General features: G+C 69.5%; 19 protein-coding genes and 2 tRNA genes. 11 read left to right on the top strand and 10 right to left on the bottom strand.

Annotated elements, in window-relative coordinates; all coding sequences use genetic code 11:
* The first annotated feature begins 41 nt into the window (after positions 1-41).
* The 5 genes from SB816_RS07445 (at position 42) to SB816_RS07425 (ending at position 6253) form a co-directional block, all read left to right on the top strand.
* Positions 42-1895: an ABC transporter ATP-binding protein gene (locus SB816_RS07445; protein ID WP_054503078.1), complete on the top strand. Its 1854-nt coding sequence runs from the start codon at positions 42-44 to the stop codon at positions 1893-1895.
* Positions 1896-2045: 150 nt separating this feature from the next.
* Positions 2046-3074, top strand: a complete 1029-nt coding sequence (locus tag SB816_RS07440; RefSeq protein WP_081273428.1) for a 2-keto-3-deoxygluconate permease — start codon at positions 2046-2048, stop codon at positions 3072-3074.
* Positions 3071-4291, top strand: coding sequence for a D-threonate kinase (gene dtnK / locus SB816_RS07435; protein WP_410546718.1), 1221 nt, complete (start codon positions 3071-3073; stop codon positions 4289-4291). Before SB816_RS07440 ends, dtnK begins: the two co-directional genes overlap by 4 nt.
* On the top strand, positions 4288-5340 hold the full coding sequence (gene pdxA, locus SB816_RS07430) for a 4-hydroxythreonine-4-phosphate dehydrogenase PdxA (RefSeq protein ID WP_054503081.1): 1053 nt from the start codon (positions 4288-4290) through the stop codon (positions 5338-5340). The genes dtnK and pdxA overlap by 4 nt, the downstream gene beginning before the upstream one ends.
* A 4-nt stretch (positions 5341-5344) precedes the next feature.
* Positions 5345-6253: a GntR family transcriptional regulator gene (locus SB816_RS07425; RefSeq protein ID WP_049072947.1), complete on the top strand. Its 909-nt coding sequence runs from the start codon at positions 5345-5347 to the stop codon at positions 6251-6253.
* A 71-nt stretch (positions 6254-6324) separates the two neighbouring features.
* Here SB816_RS07425 and SB816_RS07420 read toward each other — a convergent pair whose 3' ends face one another.
* The 6 genes from SB816_RS07420 to SB816_RS07395 all read right to left on the bottom strand — a co-directional run bounded on the left by SB816_RS07420 (position 6325) and on the right by SB816_RS07395 (position 11500).
* Positions 6325-7059: a CoA-transferase subunit beta gene (locus tag SB816_RS07420; RefSeq protein ID WP_269873098.1), complete on the bottom strand. Its 735-nt coding sequence runs from the start codon at positions 7057-7059 to the stop codon at positions 6325-6327.
* On the bottom strand, positions 7052-7882 hold the full coding sequence (locus SB816_RS07415; protein WP_054503083.1) for a CoA transferase subunit A: 831 nt from the start codon (positions 7880-7882) through the stop codon (positions 7052-7054). The genes SB816_RS07420 and SB816_RS07415 overlap by 8 nt, the downstream gene beginning before the upstream one ends.
* 47 nt (positions 7883-7929) lie before the next feature.
* Positions 7930-8652 (bottom strand): enoyl-CoA hydratase/isomerase family protein, encoded by a 723-nt coding sequence (locus tag SB816_RS07410; RefSeq protein WP_054503084.1) that lies wholly within the window; start codon positions 8650-8652, stop codon positions 7930-7932.
* A complete protein-coding gene (locus SB816_RS07405) occupies positions 8649-9812 on the bottom strand; it encodes a CaiB/BaiF CoA transferase family protein (protein WP_410546717.1) in 1164 nt (387 codons plus the stop codon). Before SB816_RS07405 ends, SB816_RS07410 begins: the two co-directional genes overlap by 4 nt.
* Positions 9813-10045: 233 nt before the next feature.
* Positions 10046-10810, bottom strand: a complete 765-nt coding sequence (locus SB816_RS07400; protein ID WP_054503086.1) for an IclR family transcriptional regulator — start codon at positions 10808-10810, stop codon at positions 10046-10048.
* A 63-nt stretch (positions 10811-10873) separates the two neighbouring features.
* Positions 10874-11500 (bottom strand): cysteine dioxygenase, encoded by a 627-nt coding sequence (locus SB816_RS07395; RefSeq protein ID WP_395756821.1) that lies wholly within the window; start codon positions 11498-11500, stop codon positions 10874-10876.
* 183 nt (positions 11501-11683) lie between these two features.
* On the opposite strand from SB816_RS07395, the gene SB816_RS07390 reads away from it, so the two are divergent.
* Entirely contained in the window at positions 11684-12469 is a 786-nt protein-coding gene (locus SB816_RS07390) for an SIR2 family NAD-dependent protein deacylase (RefSeq protein ID WP_064524233.1), read from the top strand.
* Positions 12470-12505: 36 nt separating this feature from the next.
* On the opposite strand, the gene SB816_RS07385 is transcribed toward SB816_RS07390, so the two are convergent.
* Entirely contained in the window at positions 12506-13144 is a 639-nt protein-coding gene (locus SB816_RS07385; RefSeq protein WP_410546716.1) for a hypothetical protein, read from the bottom strand.
* Between the two features lie 191 nt (positions 13145-13335).
* On the opposite strand from SB816_RS07385, the gene SB816_RS07380 reads away from it, so the two are divergent.
* Complete coding sequence (locus SB816_RS07380) at positions 13336-13938, top strand: helix-turn-helix domain-containing protein (RefSeq protein ID WP_054503089.1); 603 nt, start codon at positions 13336-13338, stop codon at positions 13936-13938.
* Positions 13939-14024: 86 nt separating this feature from the next.
* Positions 14025-14273, top strand: a complete 249-nt coding sequence (locus SB816_RS07375; protein WP_175143250.1) for a hypothetical protein — start codon at positions 14025-14027, stop codon at positions 14271-14273.
* Between the two features lie 6 nt (positions 14274-14279).
* On the opposite strand, the gene SB816_RS07370 is transcribed toward SB816_RS07375, so the two are convergent.
* A complete protein-coding gene (locus tag SB816_RS07370) occupies positions 14280-15182 on the bottom strand; it encodes a LysR family transcriptional regulator (protein ID WP_054503091.1) in 903 nt (300 codons plus the stop codon).
* A gap of 127 nt (positions 15183-15309) precedes the next feature.
* On the opposite strand from SB816_RS07370, the gene SB816_RS07365 reads away from it, so the two are divergent.
* Together SB816_RS07365 and SB816_RS07360 are read left to right on the top strand one after the other, a co-directional pair.
* On the top strand, positions 15310-15906 hold the full coding sequence (locus SB816_RS07365; RefSeq protein ID WP_054503092.1) for a short chain dehydrogenase: 597 nt from the start codon (positions 15310-15312) through the stop codon (positions 15904-15906).
* Positions 15907-16007: 101 nt separating this feature from the next.
* The gene (locus tag SB816_RS07360) at positions 16008-16214 is read left to right on the top strand and encodes a hypothetical protein (protein WP_410546715.1); all 207 of its coding nucleotides are present in this window, start codon (positions 16008-16010) and stop codon (positions 16212-16214) included.
* A 192-nt stretch (positions 16215-16406) separates the two neighbouring features.
* Here SB816_RS07360 and SB816_RS07355 read toward each other — a convergent pair.
* Positions 16407-16483, bottom strand: a tRNA-Arg gene (locus SB816_RS07355).
* Between the two features lie 147 nt (positions 16484-16630).
* Between SB816_RS07355 and SB816_RS07350 the strand changes: the two genes are divergently transcribed.
* Positions 16631-16864, top strand: a complete 234-nt coding sequence (locus SB816_RS07350; RefSeq protein WP_054503094.1) for a DUF3079 domain-containing protein — start codon at positions 16631-16633, stop codon at positions 16862-16864.
* A 382-nt stretch (positions 16865-17246) separates the two neighbouring features.
* Here the strand turns inward: SB816_RS07350 and SB816_RS07345 are convergent.
* Positions 17247-17323, bottom strand: a tRNA-Arg gene (locus tag SB816_RS07345).

Raw genomic sequence — 17323 nt, 5'->3', positions numbered from 1 at the left:
TACCCTGATACGCTTGGGCGGCCTCCTTCTACGGACCTGCCATGCCCGGCGCAAAATCGAATCCCGTCTTCCGCTACTTCGAAAACCTGATCGACCCGTTCCGCGACGCCCCCGACATCACCCCGCCGGGACGCGTGCTGCGCTTCTACGCCTATTACCTGTGGCAGGTCTGGCCGATCTTCGCCATCCTGCTGCTGGTCGGCCTGGGCGGCGCATTGGTGGAGGTGGCGCTGTTCAGTTTCCTGGCCGACCTGGTCGACATGGCGCAGCACACCCCGCCGGCGGACTTCTTCCGCGAGCACGCCTACACGCTGGTGTGGATGGCGTTCGTGGTGATGGTGCTGCGGCCGCTGTCGATCGCGCTGCACGACCTGCTGTCGCACCAGACCATCTCGCCCAGCCTGACCACGCTGGTGCGCTGGCAGAACCACCGCTACGTGCTGAACCAGGGGCTGGCGTTCTTCCACAACGACTTCGCCGGCCGCGTCGCCAACCGCGTGCTGCAGACCGGCAATTCGCTGCGCGATTCGGCGGTGCAGTCGGTGGACGCGCTGTGGCACGTGATCCTGTACGCCGCCAGCGCGCTGTACCTGTTCGCCGAGGCCGACTGGCGCCTGGTGATTCCGCTGGTGCTGTGGATCGCCATCTACTGCGGCATGCTGGCGTACTTCGTGCCGCGCATGCAATCGCGCGCCGTCATCGCCTCGGAAGCGCGCTCCCGGCTGATGGGCCGCATTGTCGACGGCTACACCAACATCTCCACGCTCAAGCTGTTCGCCCACGCCCGCCGCGAGGAAGATTACGCGCGCCAGGCCATGACCGAACAGACCGAAAAGCAGCGCCTGTCGACTCGCGTCATCACGGCCATGGACGTGTCCATCAACACGCTCAACGGCATCCTGATCGCCAGCACCGCCGGCCTGGCGCTGTGGCTGTGGAGCATCGGCAGCATCAGCCTGGGCGCGATCACGCTGGCGCTGGGGCTGGTGATCCGCATCAACAACATGTCCGCCTGGATCATGTGGGAAGTGAACGGCATCTCGGAAAACGTCGGCATCGTGCAGGACGGCCTGGCCACGATCTCGCAACCGCGCCAGGTCGTGGATCGCCCCGACGCGGTGCCCTTGCGCATCACGCAAGGCGAGGTGCGCTTCGAGGACATGTCGTTCCACTACGGCAGCGGCCGCCAGATCATCCCGCACCTGGACCTGACCGTGCATGCGGGCGAAAAGATCGGCCTGATCGGCCCGTCGGGCGCCGGCAAGTCGACCCTGGTCAACGTGCTGCTGCGGCTGTATGACGTGGAAGGCGGCCGCATCCTGATCGACGGCCAGGACATCGCCGGCGTCACCCAGGAAAGCCTGCGCTCGCAGATCGGCGTGGTCACCCAGGACACCTCGCTGCTGCACCGCTCGATCCGCGACAACCTGCTGTACGGCCGGCCCGACGCCAGCGAGGCGCAACTGCGCGACGCCATCGACCGCGCCCGCGCCGCCGAATTCATCGACGCCCTGGTCGACGGCGACGGCCGCCGCGGCCTGGACGCCCACGTCGGCGAGCGCGGCGTCAAGCTGTCGGGCGGCCAGCGCCAGCGCATCGCCATCGCCCGCGTGCTGCTCAAGGACGCGCCCATCCTGATCCTGGACGAAGCCACCTCGGCGCTCGATTCCGAGGTCGAGGCCGCGATCCAGGAAAGCCTGGAGGCGCTGATGCGGGGCAAGACCGTCATCGCCATCGCGCACCGCCTGTCCACCATTGCCCGCATGGACCGGCTGGTGGTGCTGGACGGCGGCCGCATCGTCGAATCCGGCACCCACGCCAGCCTGATCGCCCAGGGCGGGCTGTACGCGCGATTGTGGAGCCACCAGACGGGCGGCTTTGTCGGGCTGGATTGAGCGGGTCCGCAGTCGTCGCGCTCGCGCCACACGGGAAGAGCATGTACGTACATGCTGTACGTACAGGTGTACACTGGCGGCTTTCAACCCCCTGACAGACGCACGCATGAACGTCTGCGCCGCGAGAAAATCCCCCTGGAGACTCCGATTGTGACGACCGCAACCCCCCGTTCGCCCTTCTTTGGCACGATGCAGAAAATCCCCGGCGGCCTGATGCTGATCCCGCTGATCCTGGGGTCGCTGATTGGCACCTTCGCGCCCGACGCGCTGGCCATCGGCGGCTTCACCACCGCCCTGTTCAAGAACAGCGCCCTGCCGCTGATCGCGCTGCTGATCTTCGCCACCGGCACCCAGGTCAACACCCGCACCGGCGGCCCGATCCTGGCCACCGCCGGCACCATCCTGCTGATGAAGACGCTGGTCCCCGCCACCCTCATCATCATCCTGGGCAGCTACGTCGGCCTGGACGGCGTGCTGGGCGTGTCGATCCTGGCCATGCTGGCCGCCTTCGACAACAGCAACGGCGGCCTCTGGCTGGCCTACACCGGCCAGTACGGCGACGCCCGCGACCGCGGCGCCTACGTCGCCAGCGCGGTCAACGACGGCCCCTTCTTCAGCCTGCTGTTCCTGGGCGCCTCGGGCCTGGCCGACATCCCCATGATCGCCCTGGTGGCGGCGCTGGTGCCGTTCCTGCTGGGCGTGGTGGTCGGCAACCTCGATCCCAAGTGGCGCGACGTGCTCAAGCCCGTGCCCAACATCGTCATCCCCTTCTTCGCCTTTGCGCTGGGCACCGGCATCAACCTGGGCGCGGTCGTCAGCGGCGGCGTCAGCGGCCTGATCCTGGGCCTGATCATCAGCCCGATCACCGGCGGCCTGGTCTACCTGGGCTATCGCCTGATCCTGCGCCGCGGCGGCAAGAGCGGCCTGGGCTTCGCGGCCGGCACCACCGCCGGCAACGCCATCGCCACGCCCGCCGTGGTCGCGGCCGCCGATCCCAACTTCCAGCAGTACGTCTCGACCGCCACCGCGCAGGTCGCCGCGTGTGTGTTGATCAGTTCGATCCTGGCCCCGGTGCTGGCTTCGTACTTCCTCAAGCGCGCCGGTGAACTCAAGTCCGAGGACGCCGCCGACGACGCGGCGGCGGGCGGCTACCGCGAGGCGCGCGGGGAGGCCCTTTGAACCCCGCCATCGCCATCGTCGCCGACGATCTGACCGGCTCCGGCGACACCGCCGTGCAGTTCGTTCGGGCCGGCTGGACCACCCGCCTGTCGATCGACGGCGCGCACGAGGCGCTGGCCGCGCCGGCCGACGACGACGTCGACGTGCTGGCGGTCACCACCCACAGCCGCGCCCTGCCCGCCGCGCAGGCGTACGCGGTGATCCGGCGCAACGTCGAGCGGCTGCGCGCCGCCGGCGTCGCGCGCCTGTACAAGAAAGTGGACTCGACGCTGCGCGGCGCCTTCAAGGCCGAGATCGACGCGGCGCGCGAGGCCTGGGGCGCGGATGCCATCGCGGTGGTGTGCCCGGCCTTCCCGGCCACCGGCCGCACCGTGGAAGACGGCATGCTCATGGTGAACGGCCAGCCCGTCACCGCCACCTCGGCCGCCACCGATCCGGTCACGCCCGTGACCGAAAGCCATATCCCGACCCTGCTGGGCTGCGCCCACGTCGCGGCCAAGGCGGGTGAATCGCCCGAATCGCTGGCCGCGCGCATCGCGCAGGCCGGCGCCACCGTGGTGGTGGATGCCCGCAACGACGCCGACCTGGAACGGCTGGCCCGCGCCATCGGCATCCTGGGGCCGCGCGCCCTGCCGGTGGGCGCCGGCGGCCTGGCGGTGCCGCTGGCCCGCGTCTGGGCCGGCGCCGACCAGACCGCCCCGGTGGTCGTGGTGGTGACCTCGCAACACAGCGCCGCCCGCGCGCAGGCCGCCGCGCTGCAAGCCGCCGGCGCGCGCACCTGGGCGCCTTCGCTGGCGGACCTGGCCGATGACGCGGCCTGGCGCAAGTGGTGCGAGCCGCTGCTGCGCGCCCACGCGCAGGCCGGCGCCGACGCCGCCGGCACGCTGCTGTTGCTGGCCCCGGCCGGCCAGCGCGAAGGACTCGATTCCGACACCGTGGCGCAGCGCCTGGGCGCGCTGGCCGCGCAGGCCATCGGCGCCTCGCGCGCCGCCGGCGTGGTCGCCACCGGCGGCGACGGCGCGCGCCAGGTGCTGCTGGCGCTGGGCGCCGGCGGCATCGCCCTGGTGGATGAAGTGATCGGCGGCGTGCCCCTGGGCACGCTGACCGGCGGCACGGCCGACGGCCTGCCCGTGGTGACCAAGGCCGGCGGCTTTGGCGCCGAAGACGTACTGGTTCGCGCCGTGCGCGCGATCCGCGACAGGAGATTCAAGCGATGACACAAACCCCCGCCCCCAAGCTGCCGCTCTTGGCCGTCACCCTCGGCGACGTGGCCGGCATCGGGCCGGAAATCACGGCCAAGATGCTGATGGGCCATGACGAACTGCGCCAGAAGGCGCGCCTGGTCGTGGTTGGCGACGTCGACGTGATGGCCAACGCCGTGCGCGGCCTGGGCGGCGATCCCGCCATCGTGCGCCGCGTCGAGCGTCCGGCCGACGCCACCAACGCCCCCGGCATCATCGAAGTGTTGCAGGCCGGCCCCTCGCTGGGCCACGTCAAGCTGGGCGAGATCAGCGCCGACGCCGGCGACGGCTCGGTGCGCTTCGTCACCACCGCCTGCGCCCTGGCGCGCGCCGGCGAGGTCGACGGCATCGTCACCGCGCCGTTGAACAAGGCCGCCATGCACGCCGCCGGCCACAAGTGGCCCGGCCACACCGAACTGCTGGCGCACGAATTCGGCGTCAAGACCTTCTCGCTGGTGCTGTCCGCCGGCGATCTCTACATCTTCCACGCCACCACCCACGTGTCGCTGCGCCAGGCCATCGAGGACCTGACGCCGGCGCGCATGCGCGCGGTGCTGCGCCTGGCCGGCTCGTTCGCCAAGGCCCTGGGCCGCGGCGACCGTCCGGTGGCGGTGTCGGGCCTGAACCCGCACGCCGGCGAGAACGGCATCTTCGGCACCGAAGACGCCGACATCCTGGCGCCCGCCGTGGCCGAGGCCAACGCCGCCGGCATCCTGGCGGCCGGCCCGATCCCGGCCGACGCGCTGTTCCCGCAAGCCGTGCGCGGCAAGTGGCAGTTCGTGATCGCCTGTTACCACGACCAGGGCCACGCCCCCTTCAAGGCCGTCTATGGCGATGACGGCGTTAACATCACCGTCGGCCTGCCGGTGGTGCGCGTGTCGGTCGATCACGGCACCGCGTTCGACATCGCGGGCCAGGGCATCGCCCGCGAAGACAGTCTGATCCTGGCCGCCGAGCGCGCCGCGCATCTGGCCCCGGGCTGGACGCATGTATGGGAAACTGCGCGGGCTCAAACAGGAGGTTGATTCCATGGCGCCCGCCAACGCTGAAGACTTGCCCGCGCTGGACCGTTCCGGCGACGTGCCGCTGCACGCCCAGGTGGCGGCATTGCTACGCGGCTACATCCGCACCCGCAAGCTCGGCGCCGGCGCCCTGCTGCCGAGCGAGGCGGCGCTGTGCGAGCACTTCGGCGTGGCCCGCAGCGTGGTGCGGCAGGCCCTCTCGGCCCTGGCCGCCGAAGGCCTGATCCAGCGCGAGGCCGGACGCCCGGCGGTGGTGGCCGCGCCGCGCGAACACCGCCGCCTGGTGCAACGCTCCACCGGCCTGTACGAGCAGTTCGCGCAATCCGGCGTGACGCTCAAGACCCGCGTGCTCGATCTCGCGCCCAGCGAGCCGCCCAAGGCCGTGGCCGAGTTCTTCGGCACCCAGGACCTGCTGTTGCTGGAGCGGCTGCGCCACGTCGCCGATGCGCCGCTGGCCTACGTGCGCACCTGGCTGCCCGCCGCCGCCGTGCCCGGGCTGCGCGCCGAGGAACTCACCGACGCTTCGCTGCACGGCGTGCTGACGCGGCGCTTCGGCCTGCATCCCGGCGCGGGACGCAACCAGATCCGCGCAGTGGCGGCGGATGCCGCCCTGGCCGGCCTGCTGCAAGTGCCGGCGGGCACGCCGCTGCTGATGCTGGAAGGCCAGGGCATGGACCAGCATGGCCGGCCGCTGGAGTGGTTCAGCACCTGGCATCGCGCCGAACAACTGGTGTTCGACGTCGACGTCAGCGTCGGCCACGAAAGCGTGCAGCCGCGCCTGCGCGGCGCGTCGGGCACCGCCGCGGCCGCCGTCGAACCGGCTGTCGCCGGCCACGATCCTTTGGCGCGCGCCCAGGCGCTGGTGGCCGAACTTTCCGCCGAACTGGCGCGCCTGCGCGCCGGCAACCACGACTGAGCCCACGCGGCGAGCATCCGGCCGGCGCCGGCCCTGAACGCCCTTTCCCACGGGCGGGAGCCGCACGGGCCCTAGCGCAGCGTCACCGCCGCGTCACGCTCGAACTCCCCATCGGGATCCAGCTCGCGCAAGGCGCGCCGCTCGGCCTCGGTCGGCGGCGGCGTCGGCCCGGCGCCCTCGGCATCGAAATCGAAACCGGTGCGCTCGCGCACTTCCGCCAGGCTGGACTCGGGATGCCAGGATTGCAGCGCCAGCCGGCCGTCGCGCTTGACGAACACGGCGATCGGCGTCGCCACGCCGGCAAAGCCGCCGCCCGCCGTCACGAAATCCAGCTCCCGCACGAACACCCGGCGCGAATGCTCGGTGCGCCAGGTGCAGGTGCGCCGCGCCGTGGGCATCATCACCGCCCCGCCGCCGCCGCCCGGCAGCCGCACCTTGGGCGCATGCCAGTCACCGATGCAGGAATTGTTGGCGCGGCCGGCGCCGTCGATCTGCGCCGCGCCCAGGAACGCCAGGTCCATGCGGCCGCGCGTGCACAGGTCGTAGAAGTCCTCGTTGGCGAAGATCGAGGCGCTGTGCTCGGCCAGCACCGGATCGGAGCTGGACAGCGGGATGTGCGACGGACGCGGATCGACCCCGCCCGCCACGTTGATATAAATGTAGTCCCAGTCGTAGGCGCGCTTGGCCAGCAGGCAGGCCAGCATGGGCGGGGTCGAATTGACGCCGCTGAAGGTAATCTCGTCGGGCCGGATGAAGCGCGCCAGATTGGTGACGATGTACGAGAACCCCGACCATTGCTCAGCCATTCGCCGCTCCCGCTTCCGGCGCGGCGGCCAGGTGGGCCGCCAGGTCGCCGTTCCTGTCCATGTAGGCCTCGACCGCCGGATAGTCGATGGCATAGTCCGGCCAGCACGAACCCGGCCAGGCCGAACGCGGCAGCACCGTATAGGCCTGCACCATGAAATACGGCACCAGCGTGGCCTCGGGCTGCGCCTCGAACACGGCGCTGTCCACCCGTTTCTCGGCCACCACCAGCACGCTGCCGGCGGCGCGCGACATGATGCGGTCCCAGTGCGCCGTGCCATGCACCCGCACATTGCCGCGCGCGTCCACTTCCGAGGCCTGGATCACCGCGAAGTCGGGCCGCACCGCCGGGATCACCCAGGTGCGCTCGCCGCTGCCGTAGGGATCCTCCAGGCACTTCCAGCCGTTCAGGGTCGGCAGGGCGCTGCCGTGCAGGCCGCCGCAGGGCTGGAACGGCACGCCGTAGGCGGCGGCTCGCAGGCCCGCCGTCAGGCTGTTGCAGGCATGTTCCTCCAGCTCGACCTCGCCGCGCTCGATGGCCTTGCGATACCACGGCGCCAGGCCGAAATTGCCTTCCATCGCCACGATGCCGGCGCGCACGCGCCGCAGCGCGCCCGCGCGGCACAGAATGTCCACGTCGTAGCCCGGCGACTGCTTGACCAGCTCCAGGTCGCGCCGCCCCTGGCGGATCAGTTCGCGCACGAAGGCGAACGGCCCCCGGTGCAGGAAGCTGCCGCCCAAGGCGATCGACGCGCCGTCCGGCACCAGCGCCGCCAGCTCGGCCAGCGAACACTGTTTGTGCGTTTGATTGAATCCCGAACCCATGCTGCCTCCTTCGCTTTCTTATCGTCGCGCCGGCCGGGCCGGCGGCGTCAGCGCGCCTGCAGGTACGCCGCCACCCGCGCCTTCAGGCCCGGCTCGGCGGCCGAGCGCACCAGCCGCGCCAGGTCGGTATCGGGCTGCTCCGCGGACAGGGCCGCATACAACTGCGCCCGGGCCGCGCCGGTCAATGCGCCGGCGGCCTCTCCGGCCTGGCGCTCGATCTCGGGCCACGATTCCTGCGCCGTCACGTGGCTGACGAAGCCGTCGCGGTAGGCCTCGGCCGCGCCGAACGTGCTGGCCTGTTCCAGAATGGCGCGGGCGCGCTCGGCGCCGACCAGCGCGGCGAAGCGGCGCGTGCCCAGCACCAGCCCGAACTTCAGGCCCGGCATGCGAAAGCTCGCGTCCGGCGCGCTGACGCGCCACTTGCAGGCGCCGAACAGATCGACGCCGGCGCCGAAGTTGCGGCCATGCGCCAGCCCCACCGTCAGGCAGGGCGAGGCCGCCAAGCGTTGCAGCAGAGTCTCGATGCGCACGAAGCGCAGCAGCAGGTCGCCCTCGCTCTGCGCCTCCAGCTCGCCGAAATCGAAGCCGGCGCTGAAGTTGCGGCCCGCGCCCCGCAGCACGATGACCTGTGCGCCCTGCGCCGGCGCCGCGTCCACCGCCGCGATCAGCGCCTCGACCAGCTCGGCCGACAGCGCGTTCATCTTGTCCGGGCGCGCCAGCGTCAGCACCTGCGCGGCGCCGCGCCGCTCGACCTGCAGCGCCGCGCTCATGCGCGCCGCCCCTTGTCGCGCAGCGGTCCCAGCACCTCGTCGTTGTGCTGGCCCAGCGCGGGCGGCGGGCGCCGCAGCGCGGTGGTCTGGCCGTCGAAGCGCACCGGCAGGCCAAAGGTTCGCGTCGCCACGCCATTCGGCAGTTCAAGGGCCTGCACCCAGCCCATGTGCTCGACCTGCGGGTCCGCCAGCACTTCGGAATAGGTGTTGATGGGCGCGCACGGCACGCCGGCCGCGCGGAACCGCGCCAGCCAGGTGGGCGCGTCGTCGGCCGCGAAGATCGCTTCCAGGATCTCGCGCAGCGCGTCCTGGTTGCGGGCGCGCGCGCTGGTGTCGGTAAAGCGCGGATCGGCCAGCAGGTCCTCGCGGCCCACCGTCACGCACACGCCCTTCCACAGCGCGTTGTTGCCGGCCGCCATGCCGAAATAGCCGCCCTTGCAGCGAAACGCCTGATACGGCGCGTTGCGCGGGTGGGCCGAGCCCAGCTTGATCGGATCGCGCCCGCTGCCGAAGAACTCCGAGGTCTGCAGCGCCGCGATGCCAAGCGTGGCGCCGAGCATCGGCACGTCGATATGCGTGCCCTGGCCGCTGGCCTGGGCGGCGCGCAGCGCCGAGGCGATGGCGAAGGCGCCGTAGAGACCGGCAGAGAAATCCGCCACCGGCACGCCGCACTTGACCGGCCCGCCGCCGGCCTCGCCGGTGACGCTCATCAGGCCGCTCATGGCCTGGATGGTGAGATCGAAGCCGCCTTCCTGGGCGCGCGGGCCGGTTTGGCCATAGGCCGAGATCGAGCAGTACACCAGGCGCGGATTGACCTCGCGCAACGCCGCGTAGCCAAGGCCCAGCCGGTCCATCACGCCGGGCCGATTGTTCTCGATCAGCACGTCGACGCTGGCAGCCAGTTCGCGCGCCAGGGCCAGGTCGGCCGGATCCTTCAGGTTCAGCGTGACCGAGCGCTTGTTGCGATTGAGCGAGGCGAAGTTCTCGCTGTAGCCCTGGCTCAGCGGCGGCCAACTGCGCAGCGTATCGCCGCCCTCCGGATTTTCCAGCTTGATCACGTCCGCGCCCATGTCCGCCAGCAGCATGCCGCAGAACGGCCCCGCGGCGACGTTGCAGATCTCGAGCACGGTGATGCCGGCCAATGCCGAACCGGATGTCATGGTCGACCTCTCGTTATGCCAATTCAGTATTTGGAATGAAGAAAAGAATCCAAGGCCGCGCGCGATACCGTGGCATCGTGTCGCCTGCCTGCGTTCTTTCCGGATGCGAAAACGCGGCGCCAGGCCGCGGGCCAGCATAGCACCGCGACGAATCCGCGGTAAACCATTAATTGAAAATTGAATCCTACTATTTAGGATTCATGAGGACGCACGGCATGCGCGGGAGGCCCCCGTCATTGCCCAAGAAACCCGCGCCGATACCCCATGCCCTGGGACAGCGCCTGGGCGCACGCCGCCACGTCCGGGGCCAACTGCTTCATGCGGGCCGCGCTCAGGCGGTCGAGGGGACCGGAGATGCCGATCGCCGCCACCGGCTGATCCAGGCTGTTGAACAGCGCCACGGCCAGGCCGCCCACGCCCTCGCGCCATTCGCCGCGATTGACCGCATAACCGGTGCGCGCCACCTTGCGCAGTTCTTCCTTGAGCAACGGCATCGACACCAGCGTGGCCGGCGTATGGCGCGCCAGCCGGTCGGCGTAGCGCTCGACGTAGCCTTCGGCCTGATAGGCCAGCAGCGCCTTGCCGGTGGCCACCGCGTAAGCCGGCGCGCGGCCGCCCACCATGGAATAGGCGCGGATCGGTTGCGGGCTGTCGATCTTGTCGACGTAGACCACGTCGAAGCCGTCCAGCACCGACAGGTGCACGGTCTCGCCGGTCTGGTCGGCCAGCGTGCGCATGAACGGCGCGGCCAGCCGACGCAGGTCGAGCTGCCCGAGCTGGCGCGCCGCCAGCTCGAACAGGCGCACCGCGCCGCGATAGCCGCCGCCGTCCTCGTCGCGCACGACGTAGCCGGCGTGGATCAATGTTTGCAGGGTACGGTGGGTATTGCTGCGCGTCAGCCCGACCCGGGCGGCCAGCGCATCGATGGTGCGGGGCGGATTATCCACGTCCGTGACCGCCTCCAGCACCATCAACCCCTTGAGCAGTGTCTTGTCCATTTTTTTGGTTTTCCCAATATTTAGGACGCGACCATAGCACGGGCCATGCCCGGCGAACAGGCCTCAGCGGCCCGCGGCGGGCAAGGCCGCGCGCACCGCCGCCGAACGGTCCCACAGATTGGGCACGCTGGGCGCCGAATAGCCCGACACGAACGGCTTGGCCTGGCCCGTGGCCGGGTCGTAGACATGGCGCGACACCGCGCCGATATTGCCGCCGTACAGGTGCACGCTGATCGAGACCTTGTCATCGAAGGCGTTCGAAACGCGGTGGATGTCGCCCTCCTGTGGCGACAGGCGTTCGACGTCGCCCGGATGCAGGGTCTCCGGCTCGCCACGCGCCGCCAGCCGGCCGTCGGCGCCGCGCGTATAGCGCTGGTTCACCTCCGCCCCGCGCAGCATGCCGACGTAGCCCCAGACCTCATGATCGTGCACCGGCGTCTGCTGGCCCGGCCCCCACACGAAGCTGACGATCGAGAAGCGTTCGAGCGGATCGCAGTGCAGCAGGTACTGCTGGTAGTACTGGGGATGCGGCGCGGTACAGGCCTCGGGCAGCCAGTCGTCATGCGCGATCAGCGCGGCGAACGCGGCCTGCAGTTCGGGCGACTGCGCCAGCCCGTCGGGCGTGGCCAGGCGGGTCGCGGTGGCAATGAAATGGCGCAGCCGGTCCAGGCCGGCGGTGGCTTCGGGCATAGCATCTCTCCGGATCGGGCGCGGCCCGCTCGGGCCATGCCATTGAACATCCCAATTTGGCTATCCAGTATCCATCATCTGGGACGCGCGCCGCAATGTCCCGCCCGCGCGCCATCCCGCGCTTGACAGCCCGGGGGCCACGCGTGCAGCGTATCGAACCCGCCCCTTCACCGCATTCCCCGCATGGCAACCGAGATTCCCACCATTGCGCCCGCGCTCGCCGACCGGCTGGCGCGCGCCCGGCGCGTGACCGTCTTCACCGGCGCCGGCGTGTCCGCCGAAAGCGGCATCGCCACCTTCCGCGACCCGCTCACCGGCTTGTGGGCGCGCTTCGACGCCCGCGCCCTGGCCACGCCGGAGGCCTTCGCGGCCCAGCCGGACCTGGTCTGGGGCTGGTATGAATGGCGCCGCGCGCAGGTCGCGCGCGCCGAGCCGAACGCGGCGCACCGCGCCATCGCGGCGCTGGCGCGACGCATCCCCGCGCTGACCCTGGTGACCCAGAACGTCGACAACCTGCATGAGCGCGCCGGTAGCGACGCCGTGATCCATCTGCACGGCAGCCTGCACGCGCCGCGCTGCAGCGCGTGCGGACACGCCGCCCGCATCGCCCCGCGCGCCCTGGACGACGGCCTCGACACGTCCGCCGAAGAGCGCGCGATCACCCCGCCCGCCTGCGTCGAATGCGGCGCGCCGATACGGCCGGGCGTGGTCTGGTTCGGCGAAAGCCTGCCGGCCGGCGCCTGGCGCGCGGCGCAGCAGGCGTGCGACGATTGCGACCTGTTCTTCAGCATCGGCACATCGGCGCTGGTGTATCCGGCGGCGGAGCTGCCGTTGCGCGCCGCGCGGGCCGGCGCGACCGTGGTGCAGGTCAACCCGGCGCCCACGCCGCTCGACGCGCACGCCGACTTCAACCTGCGCGGCGCGGCCGCCGACGTCATGCCGCGATTGCTGGCCGCGGCCGGCTTCTGAACCCGGCCGGCAACACCGCGATGCGCTGCCGCCGCGTCACCACTTGCAGCCGCCGTCACGCACCGTGTCGGCCAGCAGGAACGGCAATGCCAGCAATCCAAGACCCGCATGCGCGTCGCGGCAAGGCGGCCGTGCGCTTTGCGCGATACCCTTGGCCAGCGCCGAGGGTTCGGCGCGCGTCCTGGGCGCCAGGTCCACCCTCGCCTCGCCACGCGCGCGCGGCAGGCCTTGCGCCGCGGCATCCTCACCGCGCCAGCGAAAGTCGTGTGGTGTATTGGCCGTAGGCGTCCTGGCGGGCGTGGCCTGACGCGACGCGGATGGCTTCGCCAGCCTGGAAGAGGACGGCGTGGACGACTGCGGCAATGCGGACGAAGACGGCTCGACGGCCTCGGAGGATAGGGGCAAAGACGGCGCGACCGATGGCGCCACGGTGAACGTCGCCGATGACGCGGAGGGCTGCGGCCCGGCCCGCGGCGGCAACAGCGTCACGTAGAAATCGTTCTGGCGGATCGCCGCCGGCGCCGGCGGCGTCTCGCGCTCGCTGGCGGCCCGCCACAACAGGCCGGCCACCAGCACATGAAAGGCGCACGAAAGGCCCGCGGCCCACCCTGCCAGCGCGCGGCCGCGCGGCGCGGCCGGCGCGGTCCGCAAGGCGCCCGCTCCAACAGAAAACATCACGGCAATCCTGGCGTCCAATCCGTTATTTTGCGGGCTCGCCGGCGCTGCACAGCCGGCTCCCGGGTGAAGATTTGTGAAGATGTTTTGAGCGAATCAGGACTACCATGGACAAACGTCCGCGATGCAGGGGAAACCCCAAATTCCATCGCGCGCGCAGAGGGATACAGTGGTAGCGAACCATTGCAGCCATGGAGATCATCATTCCGTTTTCCTGGAGACTTCCCGACGTGTTCGTGCGCTCGCCCGACGGTGTCCTCCACCGCGTGGTGAGACATGCCACGACCACGGAAACCATTGCCAAACTCGAGAGCATTCCCAGCAACCACCACCTGGATTGCGAATGCATGCTCGACAATGGCGAAGCCCTGGCCTGGATCGGCGGTAATCTGTACCGTCAGGTCAATGGTGGGATCATCTTCACCGCCGAACCCGGCGCCGCGCCCCCCCTGGCCGAGGCACGCAAGAACGCCAAGGCGCGCAACACCGTGCGCGACGCCTGTCGTCCCGCTGTCGCGCAAGAATCACACGCGGCGCAAAAAAACGTCGTACCATCCGCTGTAGCTAGACTAAAAACCGGCAACGATTGGAGCCTGATACGCGCCTGGCGCGAGCACCTGAACATCAGCACCGCTGACATGGCTGCCCGCCTCGGAGTGGATCACTCCATCTACATCGAATTGGAAAGGCCGCGTCCGCGACCGCGCCAGATCATTCTGGACCGCATCTCGGCCGCGCTGGGTGTCACGCCCGACCAGCTCGATGATTCATCGTTAGGAGGACATTTCCACTGATGCAGGCCGCATTCGCCTGACCAATGGAATTGTTCGAGCAACTTTGGCGCCGCGTAAGAATGACCGCGCATGGGGAGGTACCTGAAATGCTCGGAACCGCAAGACGCTTGACTGACGTACTGGCCACGGCCCCCGACGGCACGTTGTATCGCATCGAACGCTTCGTGTCGGACCCCGACGCCTACTCCGCGCTCGGCACTTCCCGCTTCGATCCCAAGGCGCATTGCGTCTGTCGCACCAGTTCGGGCGAGAAAGTCACCTGGCTCGGCGGCCAGGTCTACCAGCTCCTCAAGACCGGCCTGTGCCTGACGGCGGTGGACCGACGACGCGGCTGAAGCCGCTCAGCGCCGCCCGCCCCTCTCCGTGAACCGCGCCACGACGAACTCCACGAACGTCGTGAGCTTGGGCAACGCCTGCCTGTCCTTCGGATACAGCAGCGTGACCGGCCGCGCGGCCGGCCAGTATGGTTGCAGGATCGGCATCAGCTTGCCCGCGCGCACGTCCTCGGCCAGCAACAGCTCGGGCTGCAGCACGATGCCGAAGCCGGCCAGCGCCGCCTGCCTGAGCGCCTGGCCGTTATTCGAGACGAAGCGGCTGGTCGGCGGATAGTCGGCCTGGGCGCCGTCGCCATCGGCCAGCCGCCAGCCCGTGCGGCGGCTCCAGTACGAGAAGTCCAGACACTGGTGCCGGGTCAGGTCGGCAGGCGTCTGGGGCGTGCCGTGGCGCGCCAGGTAGGCCGGCGCGGCGCAGATGATCATCTGGTAGCGGCCGATGGGGCGCGCCACCAGGCTGGAATCGCGCGGCTCGCCGATGCGCACCGCGAGGTCGTAGCGTGACGCCACCAGGTCCTCGACCGCGTCGCTCAGGGCCAGTTCGACGCTGACGTCCGGATAACGATCCAGGTAATCGGCGATCACCGGCGCCAGCGCGAACGAACCGAACGAAACCGTCGACGTGATGCGCAGGTTGCCCCGCGGCGCCACCCGCAACGCCTCGGCGCCCTGCTCCGCGTCGCGGATGTCGGCCAGGATCTCCTTGCAGCGCGCGTAGTACGCCTGGCCCGCCTCGGTCAGGCTCTGGCGCCGCGTGGTCCGGTTCATCAGCCGCAGTCCCAGCCGCGCCTCCAGGCCCTTGATGTGCTTGGCCGCCATGGCGGCGGACATCTCATGGCGCGCGGCCGCCGCCGTCAGGCTGCCCAGCTCGACCACCGCCACGAAGACTTCCATGCTGAGCAGACGATCCATGAATTACGCACCCTGGGTATGAAGTGTTCCAACCATTCCTGGATTTTTCCACAGGAATGGACATCGCAGAATGCCTTCATGCGCTGGCGTCCATGCCGCGCGCCCCACATCAAACTCGGGAGTTTCCATGAAAATCGCACTTATCGGCGCCAGCGGCACCATTGGCCGCGCCGTCGCCCACGAACTGGGCCAGCGCCACGAGGTCATCGCCATCGGCAAGACCCAGGGCCAATACCAGGTCGACATCACCCGCAGCGACAGCATCCGCGGCCTGTTCGACCGCATCGGCAAGGTCGACGCCATCGTCTCCACCGCCGGCGCGCTGCACTTCGGCCCGCTGGCCGAAATGACCGCCGAACAATTCAAGATCGGCCTGCATGACAAGCTGCTGGGTCAGGTCGACCTGGCGCTGATCGGCCAGCACTACCTGAACCACGGCGGCTCGATCACGCTGACCAGCGGCATCGTCAGCGACGAGCCGATCCGCTTCGGCGCCAACGCGTCGGCCGTCAACTCGGCGATCGATGGCTTCGTGCGCGGCGCGGCGGTGGAACTGCAAGGCGCGCGCATCAACTCGGTCAGCCCGACCGTGCTGCAGGAATCGTGGGACGGCTACGGCCCCTACTTCCTGGGCTTCGAAGCCGCGTCCGCCCAACGCGTGGCGCTGGCCTACAGCCGCAGCGTCGAGGGCGTGCAGACCGGCCGCGTGTACCGCGTCTGGTAAGGCGCGCGGCGGCGTCGGCGCAGGCGAGTCTGATCTCGCGGCGGCTCATGGTGTCTGCGCAGATCAGCGAATGTACACTCAGCGCATTCTCGGAGAACCGCATGCGCTACACCCTGTTGCTCGCGTGCGTGGCGGCCGCCACGCTCGGCACCGCCTGCTCGTCGCGGCAGGCCTACGACACCGGCCAGGCCTGGCAACGCAATGAATGCGGCAGGATCACCGACATGCAGGAGCGCCAGCGCTGCATGGGCGCGGCGTCCAGGTCGTACGACAGCTATCAGCGCCAGCGGCAGGACATCCAGAAGTGAGCCGAAAGCCGGTGAGCCGGTAAGCCGGTAAGCCACTAAGCCGGTAAGCCACCCCTCCAGGCGCGCATCACCGCGGACCGCGTGTCCCGCGCGCAAAAACGAAAAAGCCCGGCGCAAGGCCAGGCTTTTTTTTTAGCTTCGCGCCGACGACTCGGCGCCTATCAGCGCCTATTTCATCGACACGTAATGCGATGGCGCGCCCGGCAGGATTCGAACCTACGACCCCCTGGTTCGTAGCCAGGTACTCTATCCAGCTGAGCTACGGGCGCGCTAAAGAGGCGTGTTTATAACATGGATTCGCGACGGTCCGCAAATCGGAGGGGCGCCGGCTGCCTCCCACCCGGATTGCGCCAGATCAATCGCCGCGGTCGCCCACGGCGTTACGCTGGATCCAGCGAGCATGGAGACACACCGGCATGGCCAAGAAATTTCCCCTGCACCCCAAACACCCCGAGCGCGTCTGCTGGGGCTGCGACCGCTACTGTTCCACCAACGAACTGGCCTGTGGCAATGGCTCGGATCGCACCATGCACCCGGCCGAACTGTTGGGCGACGACTGGTACACCGTGGGCAATTGGGGGCTGGAGGATGACGACGTCGCCGCCGCCACGCCGGCCCCTGCCGCGACGGGCGCCATTGCCGCGCCCTGATCCCGCCGGAAACCGTGCCGGCATGCGCCCGTGCCCGCGACGTTCCACGGCATGCCCCCAAGATGCCCGACCATGGCATGGCCGACAAAGGCGCCGAGCAGGAACATTCGGCAAGAACGGCCGGCAAGCATGCAGTGCACAACCATGCCGCAGACAAACATGCTGCATACAAACAAAAAGGCCTTCGATCCGAGATCAAAGGCCTTCTCATTGTCGCGGCGCATATGACTGCGCCACCTTGCCACACCATGCATTGCCACGCCATGCATTGCCACGCCATGCATTGCCACATTTTTCATTGCCACATTCTCATGTGGCGGCGCGGCTTTTTTGCGTTTCTTTCCCTTTTCCGTACTCACCTTGGAATATGCATCCAAGTGAGTGGCGCGCCCGGCAGGATTCGAACCTACGACCCCCTGGTTCGTAGCCAGGTACTCTATCCAGCTGAGCTACGGGCGC

Origin of the sequence: Achromobacter sp. SIMBA_011 (assembly GCF_046535435.1) — a bacterium.
Lineage (GTDB): Bacteria > Pseudomonadota > Gammaproteobacteria > Burkholderiales > Burkholderiaceae_B > Achromobacter > Achromobacter dolens.
This window is presented reverse-complemented; position numbering and strand designations above follow the sequence as displayed.